Below are 24,848 nucleotides of genomic sequence, written 5' to 3' on the forward strand. Positions count from 1 at the left end.
GTTCCGGGCTACGCTGGCTCGATGGGCACGGCGCCGTCATGCGATCGACCCCTCGAAGGAGCCGACGTTCGCGCTCGCGCCGCCATCGATTCGTAGGTACGGAGCAAAAATTCATAGAGCACGAGCTCGTGGGGGCGTTGGTTGTCACGAATGATGCGATTGACGTGCATATGAATGAAGCTGCGCAGGAGATCATCCCATTGTGCTTCCAGCTCCCCTGCGTCGCGTAGTTTTCGCAGCTCGGAGAGCAAGGGGACGAGGGTCGCGGAACGAGCTCGGAACATGGGCATCAACGCGCCGAGCCCATCGTCGTCGATCGGCGCACCGCCGAGCAGCCGCTCGACGTCGGCTCGTTCGGTGCGATAGCGCGCCCCGAGGGAACGCCGAGCCGGCGTGTCCAGACGATGCTCCGCTGCAAATGCGTCGCGCGCGCGCGCGACCAGCGCCCGACGCGCATCGTGGCCGACCTCGGCGTCGGTGAGGATCATGTGCATCCCGTAAAGCGCTGCGCGCCAGCGAATGTCGGCGCCTGCATCACCGGTCGTCGCGTGCACGATTGCCAGCGCGAGGTCGCTGTCTGCGCAAAAGATTTGCTCCGCGAGGAGCATGGTCCGCGACCCCCCATAGCGTTCGATTTCGCGCTCGTAGGTGTCCAACTGGTAGCGCGCCACACGACCCGACGCGAGCGGCCGCGCGAGCCGATCGCGGAGAAGCGGGAGAACATGGCGCAGAAGTCGGTCCGCATCGCCCTGGAACCGAACGCGCAGGTGTGGTTCGGGGTCCGCGTAACGAATGAAGAACCAGCGTTCGATGGCTCGCCCGGCGCGCAGCTCGTTCAAGGCTGGAGCGATGATGGCACGGAGCACGCGGTCCTGTGACGCGGGACCGGTGTAGAGCTTCATGTAGAGCCACTCCGTGCCCGGGCAGAATGTCCGCGCGATCGACGGCGCGCAGATCGGGCGGAGCGACTTGGGCGTCGACGGTTTCGCCCGTACGAGAGGGATGATGATCTCGTGCGCGTAGCGTCCGTCCGGGCCGGCGGCGCACATGTTCTCGGGGCTGGGAAAGAGCTCCCGAAGGCGGATGCGTTCGCGGCCTCGTGCGAGCGCGACCAATTGCGGGGCGGCCGTCTCGGTCTCCAGGTCGAGTGGAAGAAGATGGTCGCCCTCGACGACGCACACCCAACGCGGCAGACCGCGGCGGGCGCGGTACGCTGCGTCGCGAGCGAGGTGTTCGACGTCGTCGTTCTCCACCGTCCACGTCGCGAGCGATAGGATGACGCGGCCCTGCCGCACACGCGGCAAAAAGGGCGCGCCTTCGAGCGGCCCCCAATCCCAATGCAAGGAGCTCGCGACACCCTCGTATTGGAGCTCGCAGAGGAATCGATAGACCGCGAGCGACGCGGACGAATGATCGTGCGCGCTCGAGAGTCGCGGCAAGACCTCGCGACCGAGGCGCGCGGATCGCAGCCTGACGGCGCCGCCGCGCACGGATACGCGAAGATCGTCGATCGGGATCTGCTGCTCGCTCGGCACTCCCGAGACGCCCAGATAAGGGATTTCGTGGGAACGAAGGACGGGGCGGCAAAGGATATTACCCAGCCGGCCTTCGGGAAGGTGGACGATCTCTGCGAAAATCGCCTCGGGGCGGAGTCGCTCTTCTGCGCGCAGATGGTGGCCGACCAGGGCGCGGATCGCAGGGTCGCCATGGCAGAATCGCGCGAGCAATTTCGCACCGGATGGGCCGCCGACATCGTGCACACAAAGTTGGAATTCACCGAGGTCGACCGCCTCGCTGCAGCGCGCACCAATGGAGACCAGCGCCGCGAGCGCGTCGGGTAGCGGGGCAGGGTGCGTCACCTGGAGGGCGGCGAGATCCGCGTCGTCGAGTGCCCATTCGCGCTCCCCCGATGCAAGTAGTCCGAGCACGCGGTGAAGCTTTCGTCGGTCTGGGAGGCTTATCGCGGGTTCCTTTCCCTGCAGGTCCGGCAGCACCAAGCCAACGAGGAGCGGCGATGGATCGGCCGCGGCGACCCCAGGCAAATCGAATCCCAACCCACCCTCGTCGTCGAGGGCCTCGGCGAGGGAAATCTCGCGCTCACCATAACGCTCCTCGAACCGCGTGCGAAAATATCGCATCGCGGCGGTTCCACGGTGGGGGGTCATCCCATGGAGCAAGGCAATGCTCCGTCGTACCTCGGCTACCACGGATTCGCCGACATGCAATCCCGCGCTCGACTTGAAGAGGTCGACCTGAAAAAGACGTGCGGGATCGGGCTGGACCGGGAGCTCCTCGAGCTCCGCGGCGATCGCCCGATATGCGTCGCGCGGGGCGCCGAGCCCGAACCCGTCGAGGCGGTCCAGGGCACGCTCAACGCTCATCAGCCGCTCGCCGATCGCGCTCGTAGCGCCCGTCGCGGTGAGCGCGTTGGCATATGCGCCCAAAAGATTTTCACCGGTCACGGCGGGGTGAACCTTCGATTCGAGGATTTGCGCGTCCAACAAGGCGTCGACGAATGCGGCGGCTTCTTCGCGGGACACCTCCGAGTCATGGCGCACAATCGAGTCGCAAATCTCCCTACATGTCGTTGGTTTATGTGCGGCGTCGAGGGCGACTGCCAACTCTGGGATGGGGTCCACCATCACGAGATGAAATTGGCGGGCACGGGTTGAGGTGTCCATGGTTGCCTCGACGTACCGCAGTTCATCTTCGCCCCGCGTGATGGACGAATTCGCCTGAACCCGCAGCGCCTGGCGAACGGCCCGATCACCTTGGATGCTCTCGGCGAGCAGCGTCAAATAGTGCGTATCGAGTCGAGAGCTTCGCCGGCATTCGCGTGGGACGCCGACGGCGAGCGACGTGGACGGAGCGATGCGCGCGACCGCGCATCCGGAGAATAGCCCAAATGGAGTTGGGCGAGTTGCCATGCGCGACACGTATCGGAAGAGGACGATTTCTACATGGCTCGCCCGTGGGGCGTTTGGGGTCTCGAGCCAGGCATCGAGCGCCGCATCGAGGGTAGGGGACGCGAGAAATAGGGCTTCCCGAACGATGGGGTTCTCGACCACCGCGCGCAAACGTTCCCGCGTCAAATGATCCAGGAGCACGTCGAAAGGAAGAAGCGGTGTGCGAACCACACATTCGCCGTGATGTACGAGCTCATGAATCATGTTCGTTTTTCGAGCCTCGCGCAATCGTGGACTACTCGTCTGCGTACTTGCGATACATTGGACAGCATTTCCCAATGTCAACCTCCGACCGAACAATTGAGCGACCGGTTCTTCGTTCCTTTCCGGCGCCGACTCAGCGGTATCTGCTGGGGGCGCACTCCATTCCAATCAGTCCCTTCGTGATCGGGTGGGTCGGTGCACCGGATGTCGTTCCCGCAGCTTTTGACGCGGGCATCAATGCCTTCTTCGTGTCCGCGGACATGCACTGGCCACTCTATGCGTCGTTGCGACGGGGGCTCGAGTTGCTCTTCGAGCGCGGGCCCCATGTACGGGACCAGGTATGTGTGCTGGCCGTCTCGTATGTCACACAAGTGGAGTTTACGGTGCTGCCGTTCCACGAGGTCCTCGACTCCGTCCACGGGCTTCACCATCTGGACGTCACCGTCATCGGCGGCGCATACGAACGAGATTTTCTGGAACGATTGCCCGCATACCGGGGCCATCGCGATGGAGACGTTCCGGGCGTGCGGGCGACGGGGGCAACGTTCCACGATCGCCGGGTGAGCATGCGCGCGCTCGAGGAGTCGCTCGTGGATGTCGCATTCATTCGCTACAATCCCTCCCATCGAAACGCCGAAAAAGACGTGTTTCTATCCCCGCGCGCGCCCGGCTCACGGCTCTACAATTTTTCGAGCACGCATGCGTATGTCACCAAGGAGCGGTTCGCCGAGCTCGGATTGGCCGGCGACCACTGGTATCCCGAAGTGCCCGATTACTATCGCTTTGCGCTGACCAGCGCGGCTTTCGACGGTCTCCTGTGCTCCTTTCGCACCGCGCGCGAGCTCCGCGAGTCGCTGGACGGGCTCGCGCGCGGACCCCTGTCTGCGGAGGAGGTACAATACATGGCCGATCTCGCCGATGTGAATTTAGGACACGCCAAACTCGCGACGCGCTAAAGAATGTGCACGACATAGGGTAAGTCGCCCGCGGCGCGAACGTCGCCGCGCTCGAATCATACGCGATCGAAGGCCGAAGCTCGTGTCGATGATGTGCCACAATCACCATAGCCCTGAAGGACCGCGGGCATTGACGAGCGGTCCGTGCGCTGGACGTCGATGATTCCGGTCGTCGACCGTTTGTCCAAGGTGACTTCCGGTCAGTGCCGGCAGCCCGCTCTTCCCGAGCAACGAATCGGATTGGTATGAGCTCCCGCATTGGATCCGATAGCGACCGATCAATCTGAGCCGGGAAGTGATGCCTGCTCGCATCGCACGTGAGGTCTCGAACGCCACGGCGTTACGGCCAACGCGCCCGATGCGACGCGAAGAGTGCGTGGCTTTTTTTTAATCCATCGAGGGCATTTTGATCTCGGATCGTTGTCGAGCATGGCCAGGTCATAAGCATTCGATGTGAAATTTGCTCGAAGGGACATCACATCCGTACGTTATAAAAATGTGTATTGGCATTGCGCAAATGCTATTCCTCGGATGAGGCGCAATCGAATCGATCACTCGGCAACTCGGTGTGGACGGCCGCAGCGATATTGCGGTCGCAAAAAATCTTCTAGCTCGCTCCAATTGTCTCTTGCGAAATCATTTGCCATAACCCATTATGCACGCGCTCAAGGGGGTCCTTTTTCGATGCCAGCATCGAACGATACGTAACCGTCTTCCGTACGAGCGTTGGCGCGCGTCGATCCGATCGTTTCGTGCTGGTCTTGCTGGTCGTGCCGGATCAATTGGCTCATTGACGTGAGGCGCCCGTTCTTCGTCACGCGTCACGCGTCTGCCAGCGCGCCGCAAAAACGATTCATAATGTAAACACCACGGACCATCCGGTAACTGTATTCCAGGCGAGGTGAAATTCATGAGCTCCAACAAATCGAACGTAACCAGCGACATCCAAAGCGAAAATCACATTCAAACGGAGCGCGATGGCGACAAAAAATCGAAGCGACTGAACTTGGTGCGTGAGACCGTCCGAGTCGCTCGAGTGCGTACCGGCGTCCGCGCCGGGAGCAGCGTGGCGCACGACGTCAAGTAGGAGCTCTCCGGCCAGTTGAAGACGGTGATGGATCCAGGTGGACGAATGAATGCGAGCTAGCATCAATCACCGATCATGCTTGGGACTGGGCGTCATGATTGCCAACGTGCAGTCCAACCCTTCGCATCATTCGGCTCACCCGTCCCCGCGCGAACCGGGGGCAGCCTCGCTCGAACGCTGGCGCCGTTACGAGCAGATCTTTTTCGCTGACATTCGTGCTCGAGGGCCCGCCGGATACGACCGTGAATGATTTTGATCCATCCGCCGACCATGCAAGTCGCCTTTTCAAAAGGGACGCCATGACCTATCGCCTCATCCTCGAGCTCGGGCGTGGAGGCATGGCGGACGTCGTGCTCGCGGTCATTCAAAGGCCTGGCGGCTTCAATAAGCTGCAGGTGCTCAAGTTCCTGCGCGAGGAGCTGGCGAACGATTCCCAGTTTTGCACCATGTTTCTCGACGAGGCGCGGCTCTCGGCGCGTATCAACCATCCGAACGTGGCCCAAACGAACGAGGTGGGGTTCGACGGCAAACGGTACTTCTTTGCGATGGAGTACCTCGAAGGGCACAGCCTCGACGCGCTATTGCTCCGGCTCCCAGCCTACAAGCGCCCGTTACCGATCATGTTGCGGATCCTCGCGGATGCATGCACGGGGCTTCACTTCGCGCACGAGCTCAACGATTTCGACGGTACACCGCTGAACGTGATCCATCGCGATGTCTCGCCGCAGAACATCTTCGTCACCTACGACGGTGCCATCAAGCTGCTCGACTTCGGCATCGCCAAGGCGAGCGACTCCAAAAGCCACACGGAAGCGGGCACCATCAAGGGGAAAATCGCTTATATGGCGCCCGAGCAGCTCATCTCCCCCAACACCATCGATCGGCGCGCCGATATCTTCTCGGTCGGGGCCATTTTATGGCGCATCATCAATGGCCAACGACTCTGGTTGGGGGCTAGCGAGATGGAAGTGCTCCAGCGCCTCGCCGCGCGTGAGATCCCGGCCCCGGTACCGCTCCCGGGGACGCCGGAGGAACTCGTTCGGATCTGCAAGAAGGCCATGGCCGTCGATGTCGAGCAGCGCTATCCGACGGCCGAGGCGCTGCACGCGGATCTCGAGGAGCTCCTCACGACCCTCGGGGGGGCCAAGTACACGGATGTATCGGCCCTCGTGAGTCGCGTCTTTGCCGAGCGCCGCAAAGAGGTGCGAGCCGCCATCGATGCGTGCTTGTCGGCTCCGCCGCCATCGATCACGGGGCGCGCGAGCATCGCGCCACTAGCGCGGCTGGAGCCCGTGAGCGCGGTCATCGAAACGGGGAGCAACAAATCCGTGCCGACCTTGGTCGCGCCCACGATACGCAGGCCTCGAACCAACTGGGGTGTGGCCGGAGCCGGCGTGGTCGTCGCGTTGGCGCTCATCGTAGCCGCCTTCGTCGCGCGCTCACCGGTGCCCGCGGCCGTTGCCACCGCTCCCGTCGCCAGCCTCGTCCTGACGTCGGCAGCAGCCCCGATCGAACCAAAGCAGGAGCTGGAGACGGAGGTGACGTTCGACCTCTCTCCGAGCAACGCGCAAGTCTTCCTCGACGACAAGGCGTTGATGAGCAAGCCGCCGCGCGGCACCTTTGCTCGCGATGGCCGCGATCATACGGTGCGCGTCGAGTCCGAAGGCTTCGTGACCAAAACCGTGGTCGTGTCGTTTCGCGCGGCGAGCGTTCACGTCGACGTGAGCCTCGAACGCGAGCGCCGTGCACCGGCTCCGCAATGGCGCCCGCCCGCGGGCCGCCCGCACGCGCAACCGTCGCCCGCCGCCAACGCGACGCAAGCTCTACCCGTGGCGACGCTGCCTCTCCCAACAGCGCCTGCACTGCAGGCATCGACGGCGCCGCCCACGCCCTCACCGCTACCCGCGTCGGGGATGACTCGGGGCAAAGCTCTCGACAAAGAAGACCCTTGGAGGAAATAGCCTGCATTCACCGCCGAGCGCACATCGTCCAATCCATTGGCCTCGATCGCTCGAGCTCGCGCCTCGCATCTCGCACCCCGCACCTTGCATCTCGCAGCTTTCACTCCCACCTCTCACCGAAACTCATCCAATTTCGGTTCTCTTATTGAGCAGGACATGAATCCATGGGCATTAAGATGAAACTTGGAGCGCGTACCCTACGTTCGCTGGCTCTCGTTGCTCTTGCGGTGAGCATCGGGTCATCCAGCTGCACGCTCGCCTTCCGCAGCAACGAGTACCAATGCAGCACGGACTTCGATTGCACGTCGCGAGGGTCGGCGTTCCAGCAAACGGTTTGTTCCCAGACGGACGGCGTGTGCGTCGACGTCAATGTCGCAGGCTGTACGTCCAACGAGAAGTGCACGGCCGAGAACAATGGTGCCCCTCACATTTGCAAGAAACCGGGGAGCCCCTGCGTGCCCGTCTTCACCGCGGAGTGCAATACGCTCATACCGCACGACGCGAAGATGAAGGACAACGCGGTGCTGTTCGCGTTCACCGGGCTGAAAACCGGCTCGGAGTCGGACGCCCAAAAGATCTCGTACAATATGATTGAAATGGGGGTGAACGAGCTGAATCGCTCGCTCGTGGGGCTGCCCGGTGGTCCGAACGGCATCCCGCGACCGATCATCGGCGTCGAGTGCGATGAATCGCAGGTCGCGGGTGAGCCCGACAACATCCGACTGCTGCATTCGTACGATCATATCGTCAAAGATCTGGGGATTCAGGGCATCATCACCAACGCCTACAGCTCCATCACCGTCAACATCGTCGTACCGCAGTATGTCGTTCCCAACGGCATATTCCTGATGCCGAATCTGTCGCTCTCGCCCTTGATCTCCTCCCTCGACGATCAAGGGCTCGTGTGGCGAAGCATCTCGCCCACCCCTCTTCAAGCCCCGGCGCAGGCGGCCATCGTCCAGCTCGTGGAGGCCAAGATCAGGGCAGCGACGAATCCACCCATGTCGGACCCCATCAAGGTCGCGCTCGTCACCAGCACCGGGGTCGTATTCAGCTCCACCGGCGATAGCGTTCAAGCCGAGCTCCATTTCAATGGGGGCAAGAACGCGAGCCAAAACGCCGCCAGCGACCACTTCAGGAAGTTCAGCCACACCTCGTCGAACGACGACGCCGGCGTCGACCTCTCGAAGATCGCAAACGATCTCTTGGAATACCACCCGCACATCATCGTCGCGACGAACAAGGGAAATGACTTTTGGGAGGCCGAAAAAGAGAGCCCGAAAGGGATCGCGCCGGCCATCGAACGCCAGTGGGTGTCTCGCTGGGGCACGTCGTCCTACAAACCGATCTACGTCATCGCCTCGCCGACGATCGAGCGGGCCACCGCGTACCTCGCGCTCCCCGCCATGGAGACGAAGCGGGAGGAGCTTCGACAGCGGATCGTGGCCGTCGACTATGCCCCCTGGAATGCGCGAATGTACAACGACTTCCTGCTCAATTATCGCGCCGCGTACACGGATCCGAAAGAGGATCCGGTGGCCTCGGGTCTCAACAACTACGTGGTCGAGTACGATAGCGTTTACTCGATGATCTATGCCATGTTCGCGGCGGCCCAAAAGAACCCGACGCGCCCGCTGACGGGCAAGGCGATCGCCGAAGCCATGCCGCGCCTCCTGACCGGCGATCCATTCAATGTCGGCCCGACGGACGTTGCACAAATCAAGCAGCGCCTGGCGGCGGGGCAGAGCGTCAACCTCAACGGCCTCTACTCCTTGCTCGATTACGATTTGAGCACCGGTGACTCACCGACGGAGACATCCGTGGTTTGCCTCGACAAATCCGTAGCCAACCCCGGGTCGTACGAGTGGAAGTTCAGCATGACATGGGACCGCAACGCCCATCAGCTGGTCGGCGATAAAACGGGTTGTGCGAGCCTGAAGTGAGATGGAAGGCGGTATGGGGATGAACAGGAAATTTCGTCGCATTTCGCTCGTCGTCGCGCTGATCATCGCCTCGGCGCCGATCGCGAGCTTCGCGCAGGAGCCCACCGGACCGAGCGGGCGCTCCGCTCCATCTTCGAAGATGGACGAGGCGCGCGCACGCTACGCACGCGGCATGAAGATCTACGAGGAAGGGAATGCACCTGCGGCGCGCGCGGAGTTCGAGCGGGCGTACGCGCTCGCCCCGAGCTATCGCATTCTCTACAACATCGGCCTTTGTTACCAGGCCACGAACGATTACGTCGAGGCGCTTCGCGCGTTGGAGCGTTATCTGAGCGAGGGTGGCTCCGAAATCGGCGAGGAGCGGCGCGCGGAGGTGAACAAGCAAATTGCCGACCTCAAACCGAACATCGCGTCGGTGACCATTACCACCAACGTCTCGGGAGCGACCATTACGGTCGACGACGTGGCGGTCGCGCAATCGCCGCTCCCCGACAAGATCTTGGTCAACCCTGGCCGCCGCAAAATCTCGGCGACGAAGCAGGGCCTGTTCCCGGCAACCAAATCCATCGTGTTCGTGGGGAGCGAAAATACTCAGGTCAACCTGGAGCTCACCGATCCGCCGCGGTCGCAAGAGACCCCCAAAGCGGACACGGACTATGCACCGTACATTGCGTGGGCCGCCACCGGCGCGCTCGCCATCGGCGCGGGCGTCACTGGATTTCTGGCGCTCAAGGCCGACTCCTCCGAGAACGACACCATCGGTCGCCGAGGGGTGACCAGGTCGGAGATCGACGACGCACGTAGCAAGACGCGCACGCTCTCCGTCACGGCGGACGTGCTGACGGCCGCGACCATCGTGGCCGGTGGGGTCGCGCTGTATCTCTCGGTCTTCAAGTCGAAGACGTCGTCGGTCGAGGCGACCGCGCGATTGACCCCTGCTGGCGCGAGTATCGTCGGGCATTTCTAACCAGCCATTCCGTAGCGCGACAATTGCGGATCGGGTCAGATCAAAAATAGTTCCGGATACGAAAATCGACAGCACGAAGGAGGAGTCCCATGACGAAGGCGCGCCTTAATCTCCGGATGCAACTTGCTTCGGTCATCGTTGCGAGCGTAAGTATGTTCTTTTTGCCCGCGTGCGCGGGGCGAGAAGGCGGTGGGGCTGCAGCGAGCACGGAGGGAGGTGAGGAATCGCTGACGGACCGGGATCTCACGCACCGCCCCAGCTGGGCATTCGTCTCGATCGCCGACGTCGATCCAACGATCATCGTTGAAATGCGCTATTACGGGGTCCACAATTTCGTGGGGAAACAGGTGCGGGGCTACAACGCACCGAAGTGCTATTTGACCAAGCCTGCCGCCACCGCGCTGGCCCGGGTGCAGGCGGAGCTCAAGCCCATGAATCTCTCGCTCAAGGTCTACGATTGCTATCGCCCGCAGCGCGGGGTGGACCACTTCGTCGAGTGGGCCAAAGATCTCGCTGACACGAAAATGAAGAAAGAGTTCTACCCCACGGTGGACAAATCGCGATTGTTCATCGACGGGTACATTGCCGAGAAATCGGGTCACACGCGTGGAAGCACGATGGATCTCACCATCGTCTCGCTGCCGGCCGGCGATCAGGAGGTCTACAAAGAGGGAGATCCTCTCCGCGAATGTACGCTCCCGGCCGACCAGCGATTCAAAGACAACAGCCTCGACTTCGGTACGGGGTACGATTGCTTCGATGTGCAATCCCACGCGTACAACCCGGCGCTCCCCGGTCCGCATCGCGGGCTGCGCATGCTGCTCCAGAGCATCATGGACAAGCATGGTTTCAAGGGGTTGGCCGAAGAGTGGTGGCACTTTACCTTGAGGAACGAACCCTTCCCCAATACCTACTTCAATTTTCCCATCGAGTAACGCGGGCGCGTTAAAGAAGGCGGAGGAGCTCGCAGCGGGCGCCATTTCGAAGCATCGGCGCGTCGATTTTTGGGCGAGCCGGCAAAAGCACCGCGGAGTGGCGTCGGTGGCGCAATGCTGCACGTGCGGATGATGCGCGTAACGGCGGTAGGTCCGTCTGCGGGCTCGTCCCTTGGATCGTGGGGGCGGCCGGCATCTACCGACGTTCGGGACGGCTTGGATCGGTCGCTGCTTTCCGACCTTCTCGAAACATCGGTTTGCGAGGGGGAGCGAGGGGGAACTTTATTGCTGGGACATGGGCAGCGCATATGATACCCACCAGCGCACATGAAAATGATTGTCACATTCAAAAACGTCGTCCCCCGCCTCGCCCTTGGTTTGATGCCGATCATCGCCGCGTGCGCGGGAGCGCCGGCGGATTCGGTGGAAAGCGCGTCCATCGCGAGCACGTCGCAGGCGGTAACGCCGGGCCATGCGGTGCCGGAGGTGCTCTCTTCGCCTCTCGCGGTGGGCCTGTATCAGTCGGCATACTCGGTACGGAACGACGTGCTGTGGGTGACGTCCGCGGAGGGGCTTCCACCGGTCAAGAGCTCTTCGCTCATGAAGGTCAATCCGCATACGCGGGAGATCCTGGCGACCTATGTGCCGCCGGTGACCGATGCCGCGACGGGCGCGATCGAGGCCGTATATGGCGTCGCCGTCGACGACGTGCATGATAACGTCTGGGTGACCAATACCCGCAACGACTCGGTCGCCGTCTACCGTCAAAGGACGGGTGAGCACCTCGCCTCGCTCCCCGGTGTCGTGCACGCCCGTGAGGTCGTGGTGGACGAGGTCCGTGGCCTCGCCTGGGCGAGCTCCCTCGGCGATGGGACCATTGTCGCTTTCGACACTCGAACCTTCGAAGAGAAGCGGCGCGTGACGGTGCAGGGCACGAGCCCCAGCGGGTTGGCCGTCAACGAATGGACGGGCACCGTCTACGCTGCGGATCACAAGAACGGCCAGATCATCGAGGTGCCATCCCGAAGCGATACCGTACGTTTCATCCCCGCGGGCAAGGGCACGATCTCGATTGGGTTGTCGCGCGATGGTCGCACGGCCTACACGGCCGACCAGGGCGCAGGCACGCTCTCCGTGGTCGATCTGCGAAGTGGTACAATAAGGAAGCGCATCGCGACGGGGGAAGGCGCGAAGTCCGTCGCTGCGGATCCTTGGACGGGAAAGGTGCTCGTCGTCAATCGGGTTGCGGCGACGGTCTCCGTCGTCGACGTGGACAAGGGGGTGGTCACCGACACCATCGCGACGAACGCGAACCCGAATCACGTGACGTTTGGGTTGGGCGAGGCCTGGATCGTCGATAAATCCGCCGCCGGCGCCGACCGCAAGGACACGCTCTACACCGTGACCTTCTGCCACTGAGATCGCCGGGACCGCGGGCGACCTCTTCGGCGATGGCGAGCTTCTGTTCTCGAGCGCCGCGGCAGGCCTTTCCGTGTGGTACGTCGGCGAGGGCGGGCGCGTGCAGCACATGCCCTCGTTCCGTCCGACGCGGCACCACCGAGCGGCGCCCGAATTGGTGCAAAATGACCCCGACGCTCTGCCGCGATGGAGGTAGTCGAGCGATCGCGGCCGGATGGCACGCGGCTCACGCGGCGCGAGCACCCCGCGCTGGAACCGCTGGGGCGGCCTAGCGACCGTCGGATTCGTCGGATCGTGCTGGTCGATCGGCCAATCGTGCGCGACGCAGGTCGCATCGAAACACATTCTTGCTTTCACGACATGCAAGGCGTCACGACACGAGAAAGCAAGGAGAGCACGATGAATAGCAAACTTACCCCGGTCACCGTCATTGGTTTGGGGCCGATGGGGCAGGCCATGGTCCACGCATTTCTGGACAAAGGTCACCCGACGACGGTCTGGAATCGGACCGCGAGCAGGGCGACCGAGCTCGTCGCAAAGGGGGCCACGCGCGCGACCACGGTTGCGGAGGCGGTGCGTGCCAGTGAGCTCGTCATCCTCAGCCTGACCGACTACCAGGCCATGTACGATATCTTGGAAGGGGCGAGCGATGCTCTCGCGGGCCGCGTCGTCGTCAACCTCAGCTCCGACAGCCCGAAAAGGACGCGCGAGGCGGCCGCGTGGTTGGCGAAACGAAATGCCCAACTCCTCGTCGGAGGGGTCATGGTTCCTGCTCCGGTCGTCGGGACGGAGGCGGCGTACGCCTTCTATAGCGGCCCGCGCGCGCTGTTCGACGCTCACGAAGCAACCCTGAGGGTCATTGGAAGGGCCGACTATCGAGGTGAGGACCATGCGCTCGCGCAGCTGTACTATCAGGCCCAGCTCGATATCTTCCTAACGGCATTGTCCTCGTTCCTGCACGCCACCGCGCTCATGCGCGCCGCGGGGGTCTCCGCGGAGACGTTTTTGCCGTACGCGGTCGACAACTTCAACAGCGTCTCGTCGTACCTCGCGGGCGCCGCGCGCAATGTGGATGAAGGCCGGCACCCGGGCGACCTCGCCAATGTCATCATGATGGGCGCCACCGCCAGCCACATCGTCGACGCCAGCGCGGAAGCTGCCATCGACGTTGGGCTGCCCAGCGCCGTCAAGGCGCACTACGATCGCATGATCGCCGCGGGCCGCGGGAACGAGAGTTGGACCAGCCTGATCGACGCGATCGCGAACCGTACCGGGTGAGCGGGGCGCATATCTGGACCGACCGCGCGGAGGCCCGCGCCAAACGCCGAGGGGCTTCCCGAAGCGTAAGGCCGCGGGCCCCCGCGCGCGGGGGTCATTGGATGCACGCGAACGATTCAAAAGCTCGATGGGCATCGACGGGCCGGCTCGCCCGTCCAACACCGACCCTCGACCGTTCGAGTTGCGCCAGGTTGGCGCGTTCGCATCGAGCCGCCAAAATGGGATTGAGCGGCGCGGGCACGCGGAGCCATTGCCGATCGCAGGTGGCCGGCCCCGATATCGAAGTACGTCGCGGCGCGCACGCGCGAGCCCGAAGTTGGGACGCATCGCCGAGATGCGCGCGAGCTCCACGGACGACGCACGCATTCGCCCAAAGGCGGTGCCGTCCGCACGCGGCGCAAATCAATCGTGACGGAAACACATCGCGTCAATGGAGTCTCCAAGAGGGAACGACGCATCTTGCGTTGATGGCAGAGCGACAGCGACGACGGATCGGCGCTCGACCCCGCGGGCGCATTTGCGACCTCGCCCATTTTACCTTATATCCTGAGCGAGCGCGCCATGGCCCCTCTGCTCGATGTCGCGAAGCAATGGGATCGCGGGATTCGTCCCGAGATGAAGGCCATTGGCGAAGGGAGCGGCGTATGAAGAGTCGACCGCTTCGCTGGGAGCAACTCCGCCGGCTTATGCGTCTCGTGGGGGAGGCGAGCGAGCTTCCGGCCGAGGGAGGGCTGCGTCAGGGGCATGTCCTCGAAGGGCTTCGACAAATCCTCAATGCCGCAACGGCGGCCGCGGTGCTCGATCAAGATACCCGCCGTCCAGGCGCCATCGTCGACACCGTCCTCATTGGCTTCGATGACGTGAGGCAGGACGCCTTCGACGTGATGATTCGGGAGGGGGGCGCGATCAATCCGGCCGTACAAAGGTTGAGAGAAAACATCGAGCGCCGGCAGGAAAGCGGGCCATATGTCGCGACGGATGGAGACCTCGTCCGCGGCCATGATTGGAGCGAATCCCCCTATGTGCTCGAGTATCTGCGCCCCTCGGGCCTCGATCACATGCTCGTGTCGGCCCATATGATACAGGGAACTACGCACCTTCGTGGGTCAGGCTTCTTCCGCCGCCGTGAGGATCGGCCATTCGACGAGCGCGATCGCAACGTCCTCGAGCTCTTTCTCCTCGATCACGCGTCGTTTCTATGGCCCGCGCCGGTGGGGACGCCGGCGAGGTTGGCCCCCCGCGAGGCTGAAACGCTGAAATACCTCCTCGCGGGAGCGTCCGACAAGAGCATCGCCGCGGGGCTGGGCATCAGCGTTCATACCGCGCGTCAATACGTAAAGTCGATTTACCGCGCCTTTGGTGTCGGAGGTCGCGCCGAGCTGCTCGCACGACATATGCGCGGATCGTGGGTGTAAGCCTCCCCACCCTCGCACCCCTCATTTGAGGGACTTGTCTGTCGTCGCACCGAACGACAGTGTTGCGGTTCGCTCTCAAACGGCTTCTGCAATGGACAGGGTCGTTCGCGCTTCTCTCGGACCAAAGCATCTTCTCTTCAATCGACCTCTCCACGAGGAGTACACCCATGATCTTTGGCAAGACACCCCTCATTGTCACGACGGCTCTGGGCTGCAGCTTATTGATTGACGCGACGCGCGCCGACGCGGCGCCGCCCGCGGCCGTCGACGAGACCAATTTCATCATCATCGTCGACGTCACCGGGTCGATGGCCGAAACTTCGGGCTCCGTCATCCCCGGCGAGCCTCCGAAGACGAGGCTGCAGGTTGGCCGGCTCGCCGCCTTGGATTGGCTCATCAACCCACCCGCTGACATTCGCAACGCCAAGAATCCCGAGTGGGCCGTGTGGGAGTTTTCGGGCACCAGCTCCCGGGTGCGCCAGGACTTCACGACCAACCGTTCCCTGGTGCTCTCGGCGATTGGCGGCACCCCGCAGACGTCCGACGCGACCCCGCTGGCCGGCACGTTCTGCAACGCCGTCGACCGGTTGCGTGATTACGAATCGACCAAAACCATCGTCGATCCGGTGACGGGCGCGACGCGGAGGGTGCGCATCGAGCGGCGCATCTTCATGGTGACCGACGGGTACGAGAACAACACGCCGAACACGAACGAGTGCTGGGGGCCGCCGGCCAAACCGCCCGTGTCCTTTCCGAATTACACCACCGGAAGTTGGCAGTGGAAAGTCTACAACAAGCTCAAGACGGGAAACGCGAACACGCCGAGCACGGCCCCGTTCGAGTACATCATCGACGTCAAGCACCTGCTCACCGCGTTCCAGCAATTCCAGGGCGCACCGTCGGCGCTCCAACGGAGCGCCCAGCTCGAGGGCCTCCCGTCCTCTTCGTTCCTGGGCGCATCGCCGACCTCGGACGACGTGAACTTTTTCCGAGGGGTCTCGCTCGCCAGCGGAGGCACGTACACGCAGCTCGCGCCGAACCCGTCGGGCGTGGTGACGTTCAAGATCCCGGGTGATGCCGACAGCAGCAAATGCGTCGATATGGCGGACTACGATATTTTCAACTCGGTCTACGGTCTGCCCGTCTCGAACCAGAACGTGGCGACCATCCAGTCCGACTTCAACGGCGACAATTGGGTCGACGACAAGGACTATCAAATCCTCCTGCAGCATTGGGGCGAGGGTTGTCCCTGAGCGTCCTGCGCGCGTTCTCCGAGCGCCCTCCGCGCATGTTCGCGGAGGGCGCGGCCCCTCGTTCGAAGGGGCGACGCTCTCGAAGTCTGCGGCGCCTTTTCTTCTCTTTACGATGCATGGGGTGTGCTTTACCCCCGATGGCCGCGGGCTGCGGGCAGGAGTCCGCCATTGCGCCCGCGGTGGATGGAGGCCCCGCGGCCGCGGATCGGGAGGCGAGCCCCGAGGGCGGCCCGGCTCGAGATGGCCCCGACGGCGGATCCATCTGCATCGGTCCCATCGCATGCGACGACGGGCAGCCGTGCACCGAAGACATTTGCGGTGCATCCGGGAAATGCGAGCATCGCCCCATCGTCGACGGCACGGCTTGCGACGACGACGACGCGTGCACGACGGGCGACGCGTGCGCGAGCGGCGCGTGCAAAGGCGCCTCGCGTTCGTCCGCGGCCGCCATCGTCGGCCAGCTCACCGCGTTCGGCGGCGACGGCGCGGCCCGTCGCACCTACGATGACGGATTGACCGTTCCGCTCCCCGGCGGGCTCGCGCTCTCGATCGATCCGATCGCGACCGGGACGCGCCTGACCTTGCTCCGGGTTGGTACGACCGCGATCGAGGTGCTCGACGCGCGCGTGTCGGAAATGCCGTTTACGTCCTCGTGGGACTCGCTCCGCTGGTATCATTCTCCTACGGTTGCCGTGATGCCGCTGGCGCGCGACCGCCTCGCGATCGCGGGGTCGAACTACGGTATCGAGCTGTACGATCTCTCCGCGCGCTCGCTCCGGCGCGAGGCGCAGCTCCTCGACCACGCCGATATGCTCGCCGGGGCCGCGCACGAACAATGGATATGGCTTTGCCGCCGCGCGCACGTCCAGGGCGTGCACGTGGAGGACGATGGCTCGCTCGCTGCAGGCCCGTCGCTCGCGCTCGCCGACGCCACCTGCTCGGATGTCGGGCTCTCGCGCGACGGGCGCACGCTCTGGGTGGCCACATTGGAGCGCGGTATGGTCGCCGCCGATGTGTCGGCGCCGCGCGCCCCGCGGTGGACGTCGCGCAGAGCGCTCGACGGCGTCGCGCTCGGACGCGTGCACGCGCGCGACGGCCGCCTGGTGACGCAAGAGGTGCGCATCGAGCGCCAGCTCGGGAGCATCGTCGTCCTCGACGAGGCGACCTTGGCGGAGGTCGCCCGTTTCGATGCGACGCCGCGCACGCGCACCCCGTTCGGCGCGGCCATCCTCGATGGGGGCGGCGTCCTCGTAACCTGGGCGCGCGCATCCGCGGGGCTTCGGGAGCTCGTCGCCGTGCGGTACGCGCTCGATGTATCCGCACCGCCCGATGGCGGCGTCCAAGGCGCGCGCAAGCTCGACGAGCTCGTATACCACCAGGCGCAAGGGGAGTTCGACGCCTGGTTCATGCAACTGGCCTCTCCGCTCGTCGCGCCGGGCGCCGCCGATGAGAACATCGCCGTCGTCTATCCATCGCGGCGCCTCTTGCGCATGCCGCCGTCGGGAATTCGCGAGGTGACCGCCGCGCGACACGGCGCCTTTTCGGTACTTCACGGCGCGTCCCCGGCGAGCGTCATGGCCTATGGGCCTCGGTCCGCCAGCTTCATCGATCTCACCGACCCAACGCGCCCGGTCGCGCGGGCGGGCGGGCTCCTTCCGCCTGCGTGGACTGCCGGCCTTCACGTAGCAAAATCGTGGGATGCGGCGCGTGAGCGCGTCGCGCTGGTCAGCCGGCGGAGTTGGGATGTCCGCGGCTATGCCGCCGGCCCCGACGGGATCGAAGTTTACGAGACTCCGTCGGTGCGCGTGAATCGCCTCGACGAGCGCGCGGGTTTGGCCCCCGAGCCCGGCGCCGTCTACCGCATGGGCGCGGGGCCTGCGCGCGTCATCGCCGCGGGCGCGGGGCTCTACCAGCTCGCCCCGAGCGAAGGCTCTTTTCAACTCCGCCTATTTGCCATTCCCAAGCCGCCGCCGCCCGCCTCGCAGGAGCTCGCGCCGCGCGTCGTTCAGACCCTCGAGGCCACGTCCAAGGCACGAATGGGCGAACGCTCACCCCTATGGCGCTTCGCCGCCGACGACGCCACCGGCGAGCTGCTCATCGCGGATCACTCCTTCACCGCGGGAACGTTCCTCCGCTGGTACGCGCGCGGGCCGAGCGGCTTCGAGCTCCGCGCGCGTCTCGACCGTCCAGGCGTGACCCCGTGGGGGCTCCTGCTGCGAGGCGCCGAGGCGGTCCTCCTCACGGAGGATCGGGTCGAGCTCCTGCGCCGGAGCGGCGGCGCCATCGAGAGCGTCGCATCCATCGGCGTCCCCTCGACGGGCGGCACCTTCGGAGATCTCGTCGACTTCGACGGGCGACGCATCTACGTCGGCACGCACGACGGGCCCCGCTGGCAGCTCCACGTGCTGGACCTTACGACCTCGAGATCCATGGCGCATTACGATACGGAGAACCCCGTTCGCGCCATCGCCAACGCCGGCGACTATTGGCTGCTCGGCACGGGGACGAGCCTTTACGTCGCCTCACCGTCGTGTTCGGGGTCATTTCGCGTAAGAGCCGCCCGGGCTACGAATGAGCGCTCAGGTCAGGAACATCAGCCATAGATCCCAGCCGTCGCCGTTGACGCGGCACTCGTAATCGTCGGCGCCACCCGGGTTGGTCGGCCAGAGCAAGGAGTCGCCCTTGGCGCGGCATTCGCTCTCGGTCGCGTAGTGTCCCTCGCGATACCAGTAGTTCATCGCTTGGACGCTGCGGCTCGCGGTGTCGCGATGGGCCGGCTCCGCCCACACGGAGGCGTCCACCGCGAAGCTCGCCGCGGCCAAAACAGCCGTGATCCACACGCGCATTGCCATTCCCATCTCATTCGAAGACCTCTCGTTCGACATGGTTAGGAAACTTTCCTAACTATATGGCCCCAGAGCGGATAGGAAGAAAGTACCGGCTGAGCCGCCCGTGGACCTCGAGCCCGAACCTGCTCGTCTTTGGATTGCCTGGCGCAGGATGACGCACCTCGCATGCGCTCTGGGCGACGCGCGAACATGCATCTTCGCAGGGCTCTGGCGAAGCTCTCGATTCGAGTGGGGGCGAACGATGGAATCGTTCCGCCGGCTGAGCCGCCAAATAAGGTGATTCGCATCGTTCGTTGCACCTTGTATTCGCTCTTCGGTCGGGGCAGCGTTTGCGGGTGGGGGAAGATATCGCTCTACTCGTTCACGATCTGGTCCGGTGCCAGAATTTTACTTACGTTTCCAATCGCTTGCCCGTAACCATCGGGCGCGGTCGATTGTGGGCGGCGTGCGTGCTCGAAGATGTCAACGTGTCGCGCGTGCACGCGAGCATCGACCTGCGCGACGGCTATTTGTTCGTACGCGATGAAACGAGCCGAAACGGCACCTGGGTGGATGGCAGCAAGGTGCCTCCGAACGTGTGGACCGCCGTGGGGTCGGCGAAGAAGCTGCACGAAATGCGCATCTCCCGGTGGGCGATTCTATTTCCGGCGACCTTGCTCCTTTGCGACCCACGGACACCGCCGCGCTCGGGCGAGCGAGCGCGTTCTCCACGCGACACGAGCACGAGAACGCCTCGACGCTGATGCCCAAACGATTCCGCATCGAACCTCGAGCGGCCCGCGATTCGTTGGCGTCTTCCTTCATGGATTACGAATTATTTTTCTGACCGGGAGAGCGCATCGGTTCTATTCCAACTAGCTCGATCGGCAAGGATCGCGGGCGCGCGAGGAGCTGCGGTTTCCGTCGGGCGCAGGGCTAGGGTAGAGTGTGCGGCATGGGTGCCGATTACGATGGCCATGCGGGCGAGCTCGATAAGGCTGCTTCGGCCTTTGCCGGCGTACGGCATCGGCTATTTGGGCTGGCCTACCGCATGTTGGGCAACAAGGCAGAAGCCGAGGACATCGTGCAGGAGGTCTGGCTGCGCTGGCAAACGTACGAGCATCGCGACGGCGTGCTCGATCCGGCCGCGTTTCTGGTGACGACGGCCACGCGCTTGGCCATCCATGCGTTGCAGTCGGCGCGCGCCCGCCGCGAAGCGTATATTGGCCCATGGCTCCCGGAGCCCGTGGACACGAGCGCCGACCCCGAGCTCGGGGCCGTGCGCGGAGAAGCTTTGGAGTTGGCCGTGCTGCTCCTGCTCGAGAAGCTCTCGGCCACCGAGCGCGCCGCGTACGTGCTCCGCGAGGCCTTCGATTATCCGTATTTGCGGATCGCCGACATTCTGGAGACGAGCGAAGCGAACGCACGTCAGCTCGTGAGCCGCGCTCGCGCACACATTGCCGCGGAGCGACGCACGCCGGCGACGCCGTTCGAGCAAAGGCGTCTTTTGGATGCGTTCCTCCGCGCGGCGCAAGCGGGCGATCGTGCTGCCTTGGAGGAGCTCTTCGTGGCCGATGTCGCGAGCTATGCGGACGGCGGGGGAATCGTGGGCGCTGCGCGGGTTCCCGTGGTGGGCCGGGAGCGAGTCGCCAAGTTTGTCGCGACCTTCCCGTCGAAGTTCTGGGGTGGGGCGGCGTTCAGGTGGATGGAAACGAACGGCCAGGCATCCGTTCTCATGTCGCGCGATGGCCAGGCGTTCGCTCTCTTGACCATCCGCGCGTCGGACGAGGGCATCGAGCAGCTGCTTTGGGTGATGAACCCCACCAAGCTTGCTGACCTCGCCTGAGTCGAAATTTTTTGAAAGGACCTGTCACGAAACGGTGGGCTGTCCGGTCCTCGCCGCAACGCCCGTGTCCGCGAAGGCTACGGGCGAACAGCGGAAGGTCTCCCATGAACATCGTAGTGATTGGCGGCACGGGACTCATCGGTTCGAAGCTCGTGGCAAGGCTCCTCCAGCTTGGCCACCAAGCGGTTGCGGCGTCGCCCAACTCGGGCGTCAATACGGTCACCGGCCAGGGCCTCGCCCGTGCGCTGAAGGGCGCGGCGGTCGTCGTCGACGTGTCCAACTCCCCCTCGTTCGAGGATGCGCCCGTTCTGGAGTTCTTCACCAAATCGACGAACAACCTCCTGGCGGAAGGCTCCGCGGCGGGGGTCGGTCATTATGTGGCATTGTCGGTCGTTGGCTCGGAGCGCTTGCCCGAAAGCGGCTATTTCCGCGCAAAGGTGGTCCAAGAGCAGTTGATTCAGAGGGGGTCGATTCCCTACACCATCGTTCGGGCTACCCAGTTCTTCGAGTTCGTAAAGGGCATTGCGGACTCCGCGACCCACGGTAACGAAGTTCGCCTGTCCTCCGCGGGCATTCAACCCATCGCGGCCGACGACGTGGCCCACGCCTTGAGCGAAGTCACGCTCGGCCCGGCCGTGAATGGCACGATCGAGGTCGCAGGGCCGGAGACGTTCGGGCTCGACGAGCTCGTTCGAAAGAGCCTCGCCGCCCGAAAGGACCCCCGCACCGTGATCGCCGACGCGAACGCACGTTATTTCGGCACCGCGCTCCAGGAGCGCTCGCTCTTGCCCGGCGCCGGCGCCCGCACGGGGCGAATCCGGTTCGAGCAATGGCTCGCAGCCCCGTCCGCGCGCTGAGCCGCCGAGAAGAAACCCGACGATGCCCGCCAAAGAGGTGTCACATTCGCGTCCGCCGCGGTGTCTTCATGCCCAAACCGGCAATACCTCCAAGGAGAACACCATGGCATTACGCGTTCCGAAGGCAAAACTCACCGGGCTCAACGAAGACTTCGTGAAGCAATTCGGTGCCGTGCCCGAGCCTGTCGAGGTGATCTGGCACAATCGCAAGGTCGCAGATGCATCCCTGGAGTTCGGCGGCAAGGTGGGGGGCTGGGATGCGGTCGACGAGAGCCTCAAGTCGTTCGCGCACATGGCCGTCGCGGCGCAGGTCGGCTGCAGCTGGTGCCTCGATTTGGGCTATTTTCAAGCGCAGAACAAGAACCTGGAGATGGCCAAAGCGAGCCAGGTGCCGCGCTGGCGGGAGTCGGACGTGTTCACGCCGCTGGAGCGGGACGTGCTGGAATATGCGGAGGCCATGTCGAGCACGCCGCCGACCGTCACCGACGGGTTGTCGGCGCGGCTGCTCGAGCGGCTCGGCCCGGCGGGGATGGTCGAGCTCACCGCGTTCATCGCTTTCTCCAACTTTGCGACCCGAAACAACGTGGCGCTCGGGATCGAGTCGCAGGGGTTCTCCTCTGTGTGCGCGATCCCGCTGGCCGCCCGCCCGGCGAAATCCGGAGTAGCGCCCTCGGTATGATCGACAATCCGTTCGTCGCCCATCGCAGCCTGCTGTTTACGGTCGCCTACGAGATGCTCGGGTCGGCGGCCGACGCGGAGGACGTGCTGCAGGAGTCCTGGCTGCGGTGGGCCGACACGGACCAATCCCAGGTGCGCGATCCGCGGGCGTACCTCGTTCGCATCGTCACCCGGCAAGCGCTCAACCGTCTGCGATCCCTGTCGCGCAGCCGCGAGGAGTACGTCGGCGAGTGGCTCCCGGAGCCCGTGCTCACCAGCCCCGACGTCGTCGAGGATATCAAGCTCGCCGAGAGCGTCTCGATCGCGATGCTGACCGTGCTGGAGACCCTGGGGCCGACGGAGCGGGCGGTGTTCGTGCTCCGCGAGGTCTTCGATATGCCATTTGGCGAGATCGCCGAGGCCGTCGGGAAGTCCGCGGCCACGGTGCGCCAGATCGCGCGGCGAGCGCGCGAGCATGTGGCGGCGCGGCGGCCGCGGGTGCGCGTGAGCCGCTCCGAGCAGCAGGCCGTGGTGGAGCGATTCCTGATCGCGCTGCGGACCGGGCAGCTGCAGGACCTGATGGAGATCCTGGCGCCCGACGTGGTCCTGATCGCGGACGGCGGCGGGCTCGCGCAAGCCGTTCGGGTTCCGATTCACGGGGCCAAGGCCGTGGCGAGGTTGCTCGCGCGCGCGAACCAGATTCGGGTCGCGACCACCGTATGGCTCAATGGCGCGCCGGCGGGCCGTATCGAGATCGGGGCCGAGCTGGCCGCGGTGAGCCTCGCGGTGGAAAACGGGCGGATCACGCGCATCTACGTGATGCGAAACCCGCGGAAGCTGACGCGGTTGGATGAACCGGCCAAGCTCGCCCGATAGCCGGAGCGCGCGTTTTCGAGGACGGTGCGGGCTCAGGGCGCGTGCGCGAAGAGACGATGCACGAAGAGTTGGACGCGTTCGGGCGTAGCTCCATGCCGTTCGGCGAAGTCGCGGAGCGAGCGCGCGAAGGTGCCCGCGGGAACCGGGGTGCGCCGGTGCCCCTGCCGGAGCACGCCGAACAAGAGCGTCTCGAGCTCCGGCGGGTAGCTGGGCACGATCGACGATGGCCGGCGTGCACCGTTGTTGCGCACGAGCTGGAGCAGGTCGACCAAATTTTTGGCCTCCCAACCGAGGTAGCGCGCGCCCGTGGTCAGCTCGAAGAGCACCGCGGCGAGCGCGTAGACGTCTGCGTATTCCGTGTGCGGGGCACCCCACACCTCGGGCGGCATCGATACGAGGCGATCGATGTCCACCAGCGGGTGGGCCCCCTCGATGCCATCGGAGCTCTTCGTATATCGATGAAATCCGCCAACCAGCCGTTCGCGGAGCAGCCCGCGCACGACCACGCGTCCCTCCGCCGTGAGCACGATGCGTTTCGCCGAAATGAAACCATGCACGATTCGAAGGGACCTGCCATCGCCATCTTGGAGGGCATGAGCGGTCTCGATCGCCTCCGCCGCGGAGGCGACGAGGGCGGCCGCAACTCCAATGTCGATCATCGCGCTGTCCGGCCGCGGCGCGAGCGCGCTCAGAGGCACACCCTGAAGGTGCTCGCTCGCGATGAACGCCAAATGGTCTGCCCGGCCGATATCGAAGACCTTTTCGAACGCCGGATGCTGGAGGCGGCCGTAGAGGTCGACCAATCCGGCCACTTCGTCCACGCGAAGAAAGAATAGCTCCGCGTCCTCGGGTGGGGGCGCGATCACCGTGAGCTCCGTGTCGGGGGTCGATTCACCTGGCCGCGCAGCGAGGAAGGTCTCACAAACCCCTTTCGCGAAACAATCGAGCAGCGCCGAACGTCGATATCCACCGATGTACTCGGGCCACGATGTCACCCAGGCGAAAGGGCGCGCGCCGTGATAGGGAAATGCACTATCACGGTAAGGGGCTCGAGACGTTGCTTGCGCGCGCCCGTCCGCGACGTGCACCTCCGCGGCGGAATGCGTCTTTGCGTCGCGACCACCGAAACGTTGGGTCCATCGCCTCCATAGCCCCACGTTTTCGAGCGTACGCGTGCGGCCCCGGCAAGTCACGCGGGTTTGGGTCGGCCCGCATCGCCCTGCACGCGAACGGTGTGGTTGGAACGATGTGGAGCGTACCGCACCGGAAGTCATCGGGTTGACGCGGACGTCCATCTTCGGTCGGGGACCCGAGGACCCAACGAGCGATGCGCGAGGACCCAATTGGAGGCCATGCGGGGAAACCGCGCACGCGAAGGAGGCCGAATTCCCGGGGTATCG

The 24,848-nt window shown here is 64.3% G+C and carries 19 protein-coding genes; 16 read left to right on the forward strand and 3 right to left on the reverse strand.

What is annotated here, in order from left to right; translation table 11 throughout:
* Nucleotides 1–8 precede the first annotated feature (8 nt).
* Nucleotides 9–3,170 carry a lantibiotic dehydratase gene (locus LZC94_02205; protein ID WXB16094.1) on the reverse strand — a complete coding sequence of 1,054 codons (3,162 nt, stop codon included), beginning with the start codon at nucleotides 3,168–3,170 and terminating at the stop codon, nucleotides 9–11.
* Between the two features lie 179 nt (nucleotides 3,171–3,349).
* Between LZC94_02205 and LZC94_02210 the strand changes: the two genes are divergently transcribed.
* The 11 genes from LZC94_02210 (at nucleotide 3,350) to LZC94_02260 (ending at nucleotide 18,987) form a co-directional block, all read left to right on the forward strand.
* The gene (locus tag LZC94_02210) at nucleotides 3,350–4,126 is read left to right on the forward strand and encodes a hypothetical protein (protein ID WXB16095.1); all 777 of its coding nucleotides are present in this window, start codon (nucleotides 3,350–3,352) and stop codon (nucleotides 4,124–4,126) included.
* A gap of 910 nt (nucleotides 4,127–5,036) precedes the next feature.
* On the forward strand, nucleotides 5,037–5,213 hold the full coding sequence (locus LZC94_02215; protein ID WXB16096.1) for a hypothetical protein: 177 nt from the start codon (nucleotides 5,037–5,039) through the stop codon (nucleotides 5,211–5,213).
* 299 nt (nucleotides 5,214–5,512) lie between these two features.
* A complete protein-coding gene (locus LZC94_02220; protein WXB16097.1) occupies nucleotides 5,513–7,174 on the forward strand; it encodes a protein kinase in 1,662 nt (553 codons plus the stop codon).
* 227 nt (nucleotides 7,175–7,401) lie between these two features.
* The gene (locus tag LZC94_02225; protein ID WXB16098.1) at nucleotides 7,402–9,117 is read left to right on the forward strand and encodes a hypothetical protein; all 1,716 of its coding nucleotides are present in this window, start codon (nucleotides 7,402–7,404) and stop codon (nucleotides 9,115–9,117) included.
* Between the two features lie 19 nt (nucleotides 9,118–9,136).
* A complete protein-coding gene (locus tag LZC94_02230; protein WXB16099.1) occupies nucleotides 9,137–10,084 on the forward strand; it encodes a PEGA domain-containing protein in 948 nt (315 codons plus the stop codon).
* Nucleotides 10,085–10,173: 89 nt separating this feature from the next.
* Nucleotides 10,174–11,019, forward strand: coding sequence for a M15 family metallopeptidase (locus tag LZC94_02235; GenBank protein ID WXB16100.1), 846 nt, complete (start codon nucleotides 10,174–10,176; stop codon nucleotides 11,017–11,019).
* A gap of 327 nt (nucleotides 11,020–11,346) precedes the next feature.
* A complete protein-coding gene (locus LZC94_02240; protein ID WXB16101.1) occupies nucleotides 11,347–12,438 on the forward strand; it encodes a YncE family protein in 1,092 nt (363 codons plus the stop codon).
* Between the two features lie 399 nt (nucleotides 12,439–12,837).
* Nucleotides 12,838–13,716 carry an NAD(P)-binding domain-containing protein gene (locus LZC94_02245; GenBank protein WXB16102.1) on the forward strand — a complete coding sequence of 293 codons (879 nt, stop codon included), beginning with the start codon at nucleotides 12,838–12,840 and terminating at the stop codon, nucleotides 13,714–13,716.
* 644 nt (nucleotides 13,717–14,360) lie between these two features.
* Entirely contained in the window at nucleotides 14,361–15,131 is a 771-nt protein-coding gene (locus LZC94_02250) for a helix-turn-helix transcriptional regulator (GenBank protein ID WXB16103.1), read from the forward strand.
* 167 nt (nucleotides 15,132–15,298) lie between these two features.
* Nucleotides 15,299–16,384, forward strand: a complete 1,086-nt coding sequence (locus LZC94_02255) for a hypothetical protein (protein ID WXB16104.1) — start codon at nucleotides 15,299–15,301, stop codon at nucleotides 16,382–16,384.
* Between the two features lie 137 nt (nucleotides 16,385–16,521).
* Nucleotides 16,522–18,987: a hypothetical protein gene (locus LZC94_02260; protein WXB16105.1), complete on the forward strand. Its 2,466-nt coding sequence runs from the start codon at nucleotides 16,522–16,524 to the stop codon at nucleotides 18,985–18,987.
* Here the strand turns inward: LZC94_02260 and LZC94_02265 are convergent.
* Nucleotides 18,964–19,236, reverse strand: a complete 273-nt coding sequence (locus LZC94_02265; protein WXB16106.1) for a hypothetical protein — start codon at nucleotides 19,234–19,236, stop codon at nucleotides 18,964–18,966. The genes LZC94_02260 and LZC94_02265 overlap by 24 nt on opposite strands.
* A 404-nt stretch (nucleotides 19,237–19,640) precedes the next feature.
* Between LZC94_02265 and LZC94_02270 the strand changes: the two genes are divergently transcribed.
* From LZC94_02270 to LZC94_02290, 5 genes are all read left to right on the forward strand, one after another.
* Nucleotides 19,641–19,976, forward strand: coding sequence for an FHA domain-containing protein (locus tag LZC94_02270; protein WXB16107.1), 336 nt, complete (start codon nucleotides 19,641–19,643; stop codon nucleotides 19,974–19,976).
* A 191-nt stretch (nucleotides 19,977–20,167) separates the two neighbouring features.
* On the forward strand, nucleotides 20,168–21,058 hold the full coding sequence (locus LZC94_02275) for a sigma-70 family RNA polymerase sigma factor (GenBank protein ID WXB16108.1): 891 nt from the start codon (nucleotides 20,168–20,170) through the stop codon (nucleotides 21,056–21,058).
* Between the two features lie 104 nt (nucleotides 21,059–21,162).
* On the forward strand, nucleotides 21,163–21,915 hold the full coding sequence (locus LZC94_02280; GenBank protein WXB16109.1) for an SDR family oxidoreductase: 753 nt from the start codon (nucleotides 21,163–21,165) through the stop codon (nucleotides 21,913–21,915).
* A gap of 103 nt (nucleotides 21,916–22,018) precedes the next feature.
* The gene (locus tag LZC94_02285; GenBank protein WXB16110.1) at nucleotides 22,019–22,594 is read left to right on the forward strand and encodes a carboxymuconolactone decarboxylase family protein; all 576 of its coding nucleotides are present in this window, start codon (nucleotides 22,019–22,021) and stop codon (nucleotides 22,592–22,594) included.
* A complete protein-coding gene (locus LZC94_02290) occupies nucleotides 22,591–23,448 on the forward strand; it encodes an RNA polymerase sigma-70 factor (GenBank protein ID WXB16111.1) in 858 nt (285 codons plus the stop codon). The genes LZC94_02285 and LZC94_02290 overlap by 4 nt, the downstream gene beginning before the upstream one ends.
* Before the next feature lie 32 nt (nucleotides 23,449–23,480).
* Here LZC94_02290 and LZC94_02295 read toward each other — a convergent pair whose 3' ends face one another.
* Nucleotides 23,481–24,443 (reverse strand): hypothetical protein, encoded by a 963-nt coding sequence (locus LZC94_02295; protein ID WXB16112.1) that lies wholly within the window; start codon nucleotides 24,441–24,443, stop codon nucleotides 23,481–23,483.
* Nucleotides 24,444–24,848: the final 405 nt, after the last annotated feature.

The sequence above is a fragment of the Sorangiineae bacterium MSr11954 genome (assembly GCA_037157815.1).
GTDB classification, from domain to species: Bacteria; Myxococcota_A; Polyangia; order Polyangiales; family Polyangiaceae; genus Pendulispora; species Pendulispora albinea.

Bases quoted from the DNA above. Each gene is read 5' to 3' on its own strand.
- LZC94_02205 (WXB16094.1), bottom strand. From the start codon at position 3,170: ATGATTCATGAGCTCGTACATCACGGCGAATGTGTGGTTCGCACACCG.
- LZC94_02215 (WXB16096.1), top strand. From the start codon at position 5,037: ATGAGCTCCAACAAATCGAACGTAACCAGCGACATCCAAAGCGAAAAT.
- LZC94_02220 (WXB16097.1), top strand. From the start codon at position 5,513: ATGACCTATCGCCTCATCCTCGAGCTCGGGCGTGGAGGCATGGCGGAC.
- LZC94_02230 (WXB16099.1), top strand. From the start codon at position 9,137: ATGAACAGGAAATTTCGTCGCATTTCGCTCGTCGTCGCGCTGATCATC.
- LZC94_02235 (WXB16100.1), top strand. From the start codon at position 10,174: ATGACGAAGGCGCGCCTTAATCTCCGGATGCAACTTGCTTCGGTCATC.
- LZC94_02240 (WXB16101.1), top strand. From the start codon at position 11,347: ATGAAAATGATTGTCACATTCAAAAACGTCGTCCCCCGCCTCGCCCTT.
- LZC94_02245 (WXB16102.1), top strand. From the start codon at position 12,838: ATGAATAGCAAACTTACCCCGGTCACCGTCATTGGTTTGGGGCCGATG.
- LZC94_02250 (WXB16103.1), top strand. From the start codon at position 14,361: ATGAAGAGTCGACCGCTTCGCTGGGAGCAACTCCGCCGGCTTATGCGT.
- LZC94_02255 (WXB16104.1), top strand. From the start codon at position 15,299: ATGATCTTTGGCAAGACACCCCTCATTGTCACGACGGCTCTGGGCTGC.
- LZC94_02260 (WXB16105.1), top strand. From the start codon at position 16,522: ATGGCCGCGGGCTGCGGGCAGGAGTCCGCCATTGCGCCCGCGGTGGAT.
- LZC94_02265 (WXB16106.1), bottom strand. From the start codon at position 19,236: ATGGCAATGCGCGTGTGGATCACGGCTGTTTTGGCCGCGGCGAGCTTC.
- LZC94_02275 (WXB16108.1), top strand. From the start codon at position 20,168: ATGGGTGCCGATTACGATGGCCATGCGGGCGAGCTCGATAAGGCTGCT.
- LZC94_02280 (WXB16109.1), top strand. From the start codon at position 21,163: ATGAACATCGTAGTGATTGGCGGCACGGGACTCATCGGTTCGAAGCTC.
- LZC94_02285 (WXB16110.1), top strand. From the start codon at position 22,019: ATGGCATTACGCGTTCCGAAGGCAAAACTCACCGGGCTCAACGAAGAC.
- LZC94_02290 (WXB16111.1), top strand. From the start codon at position 22,591: ATGATCGACAATCCGTTCGTCGCCCATCGCAGCCTGCTGTTTACGGTC.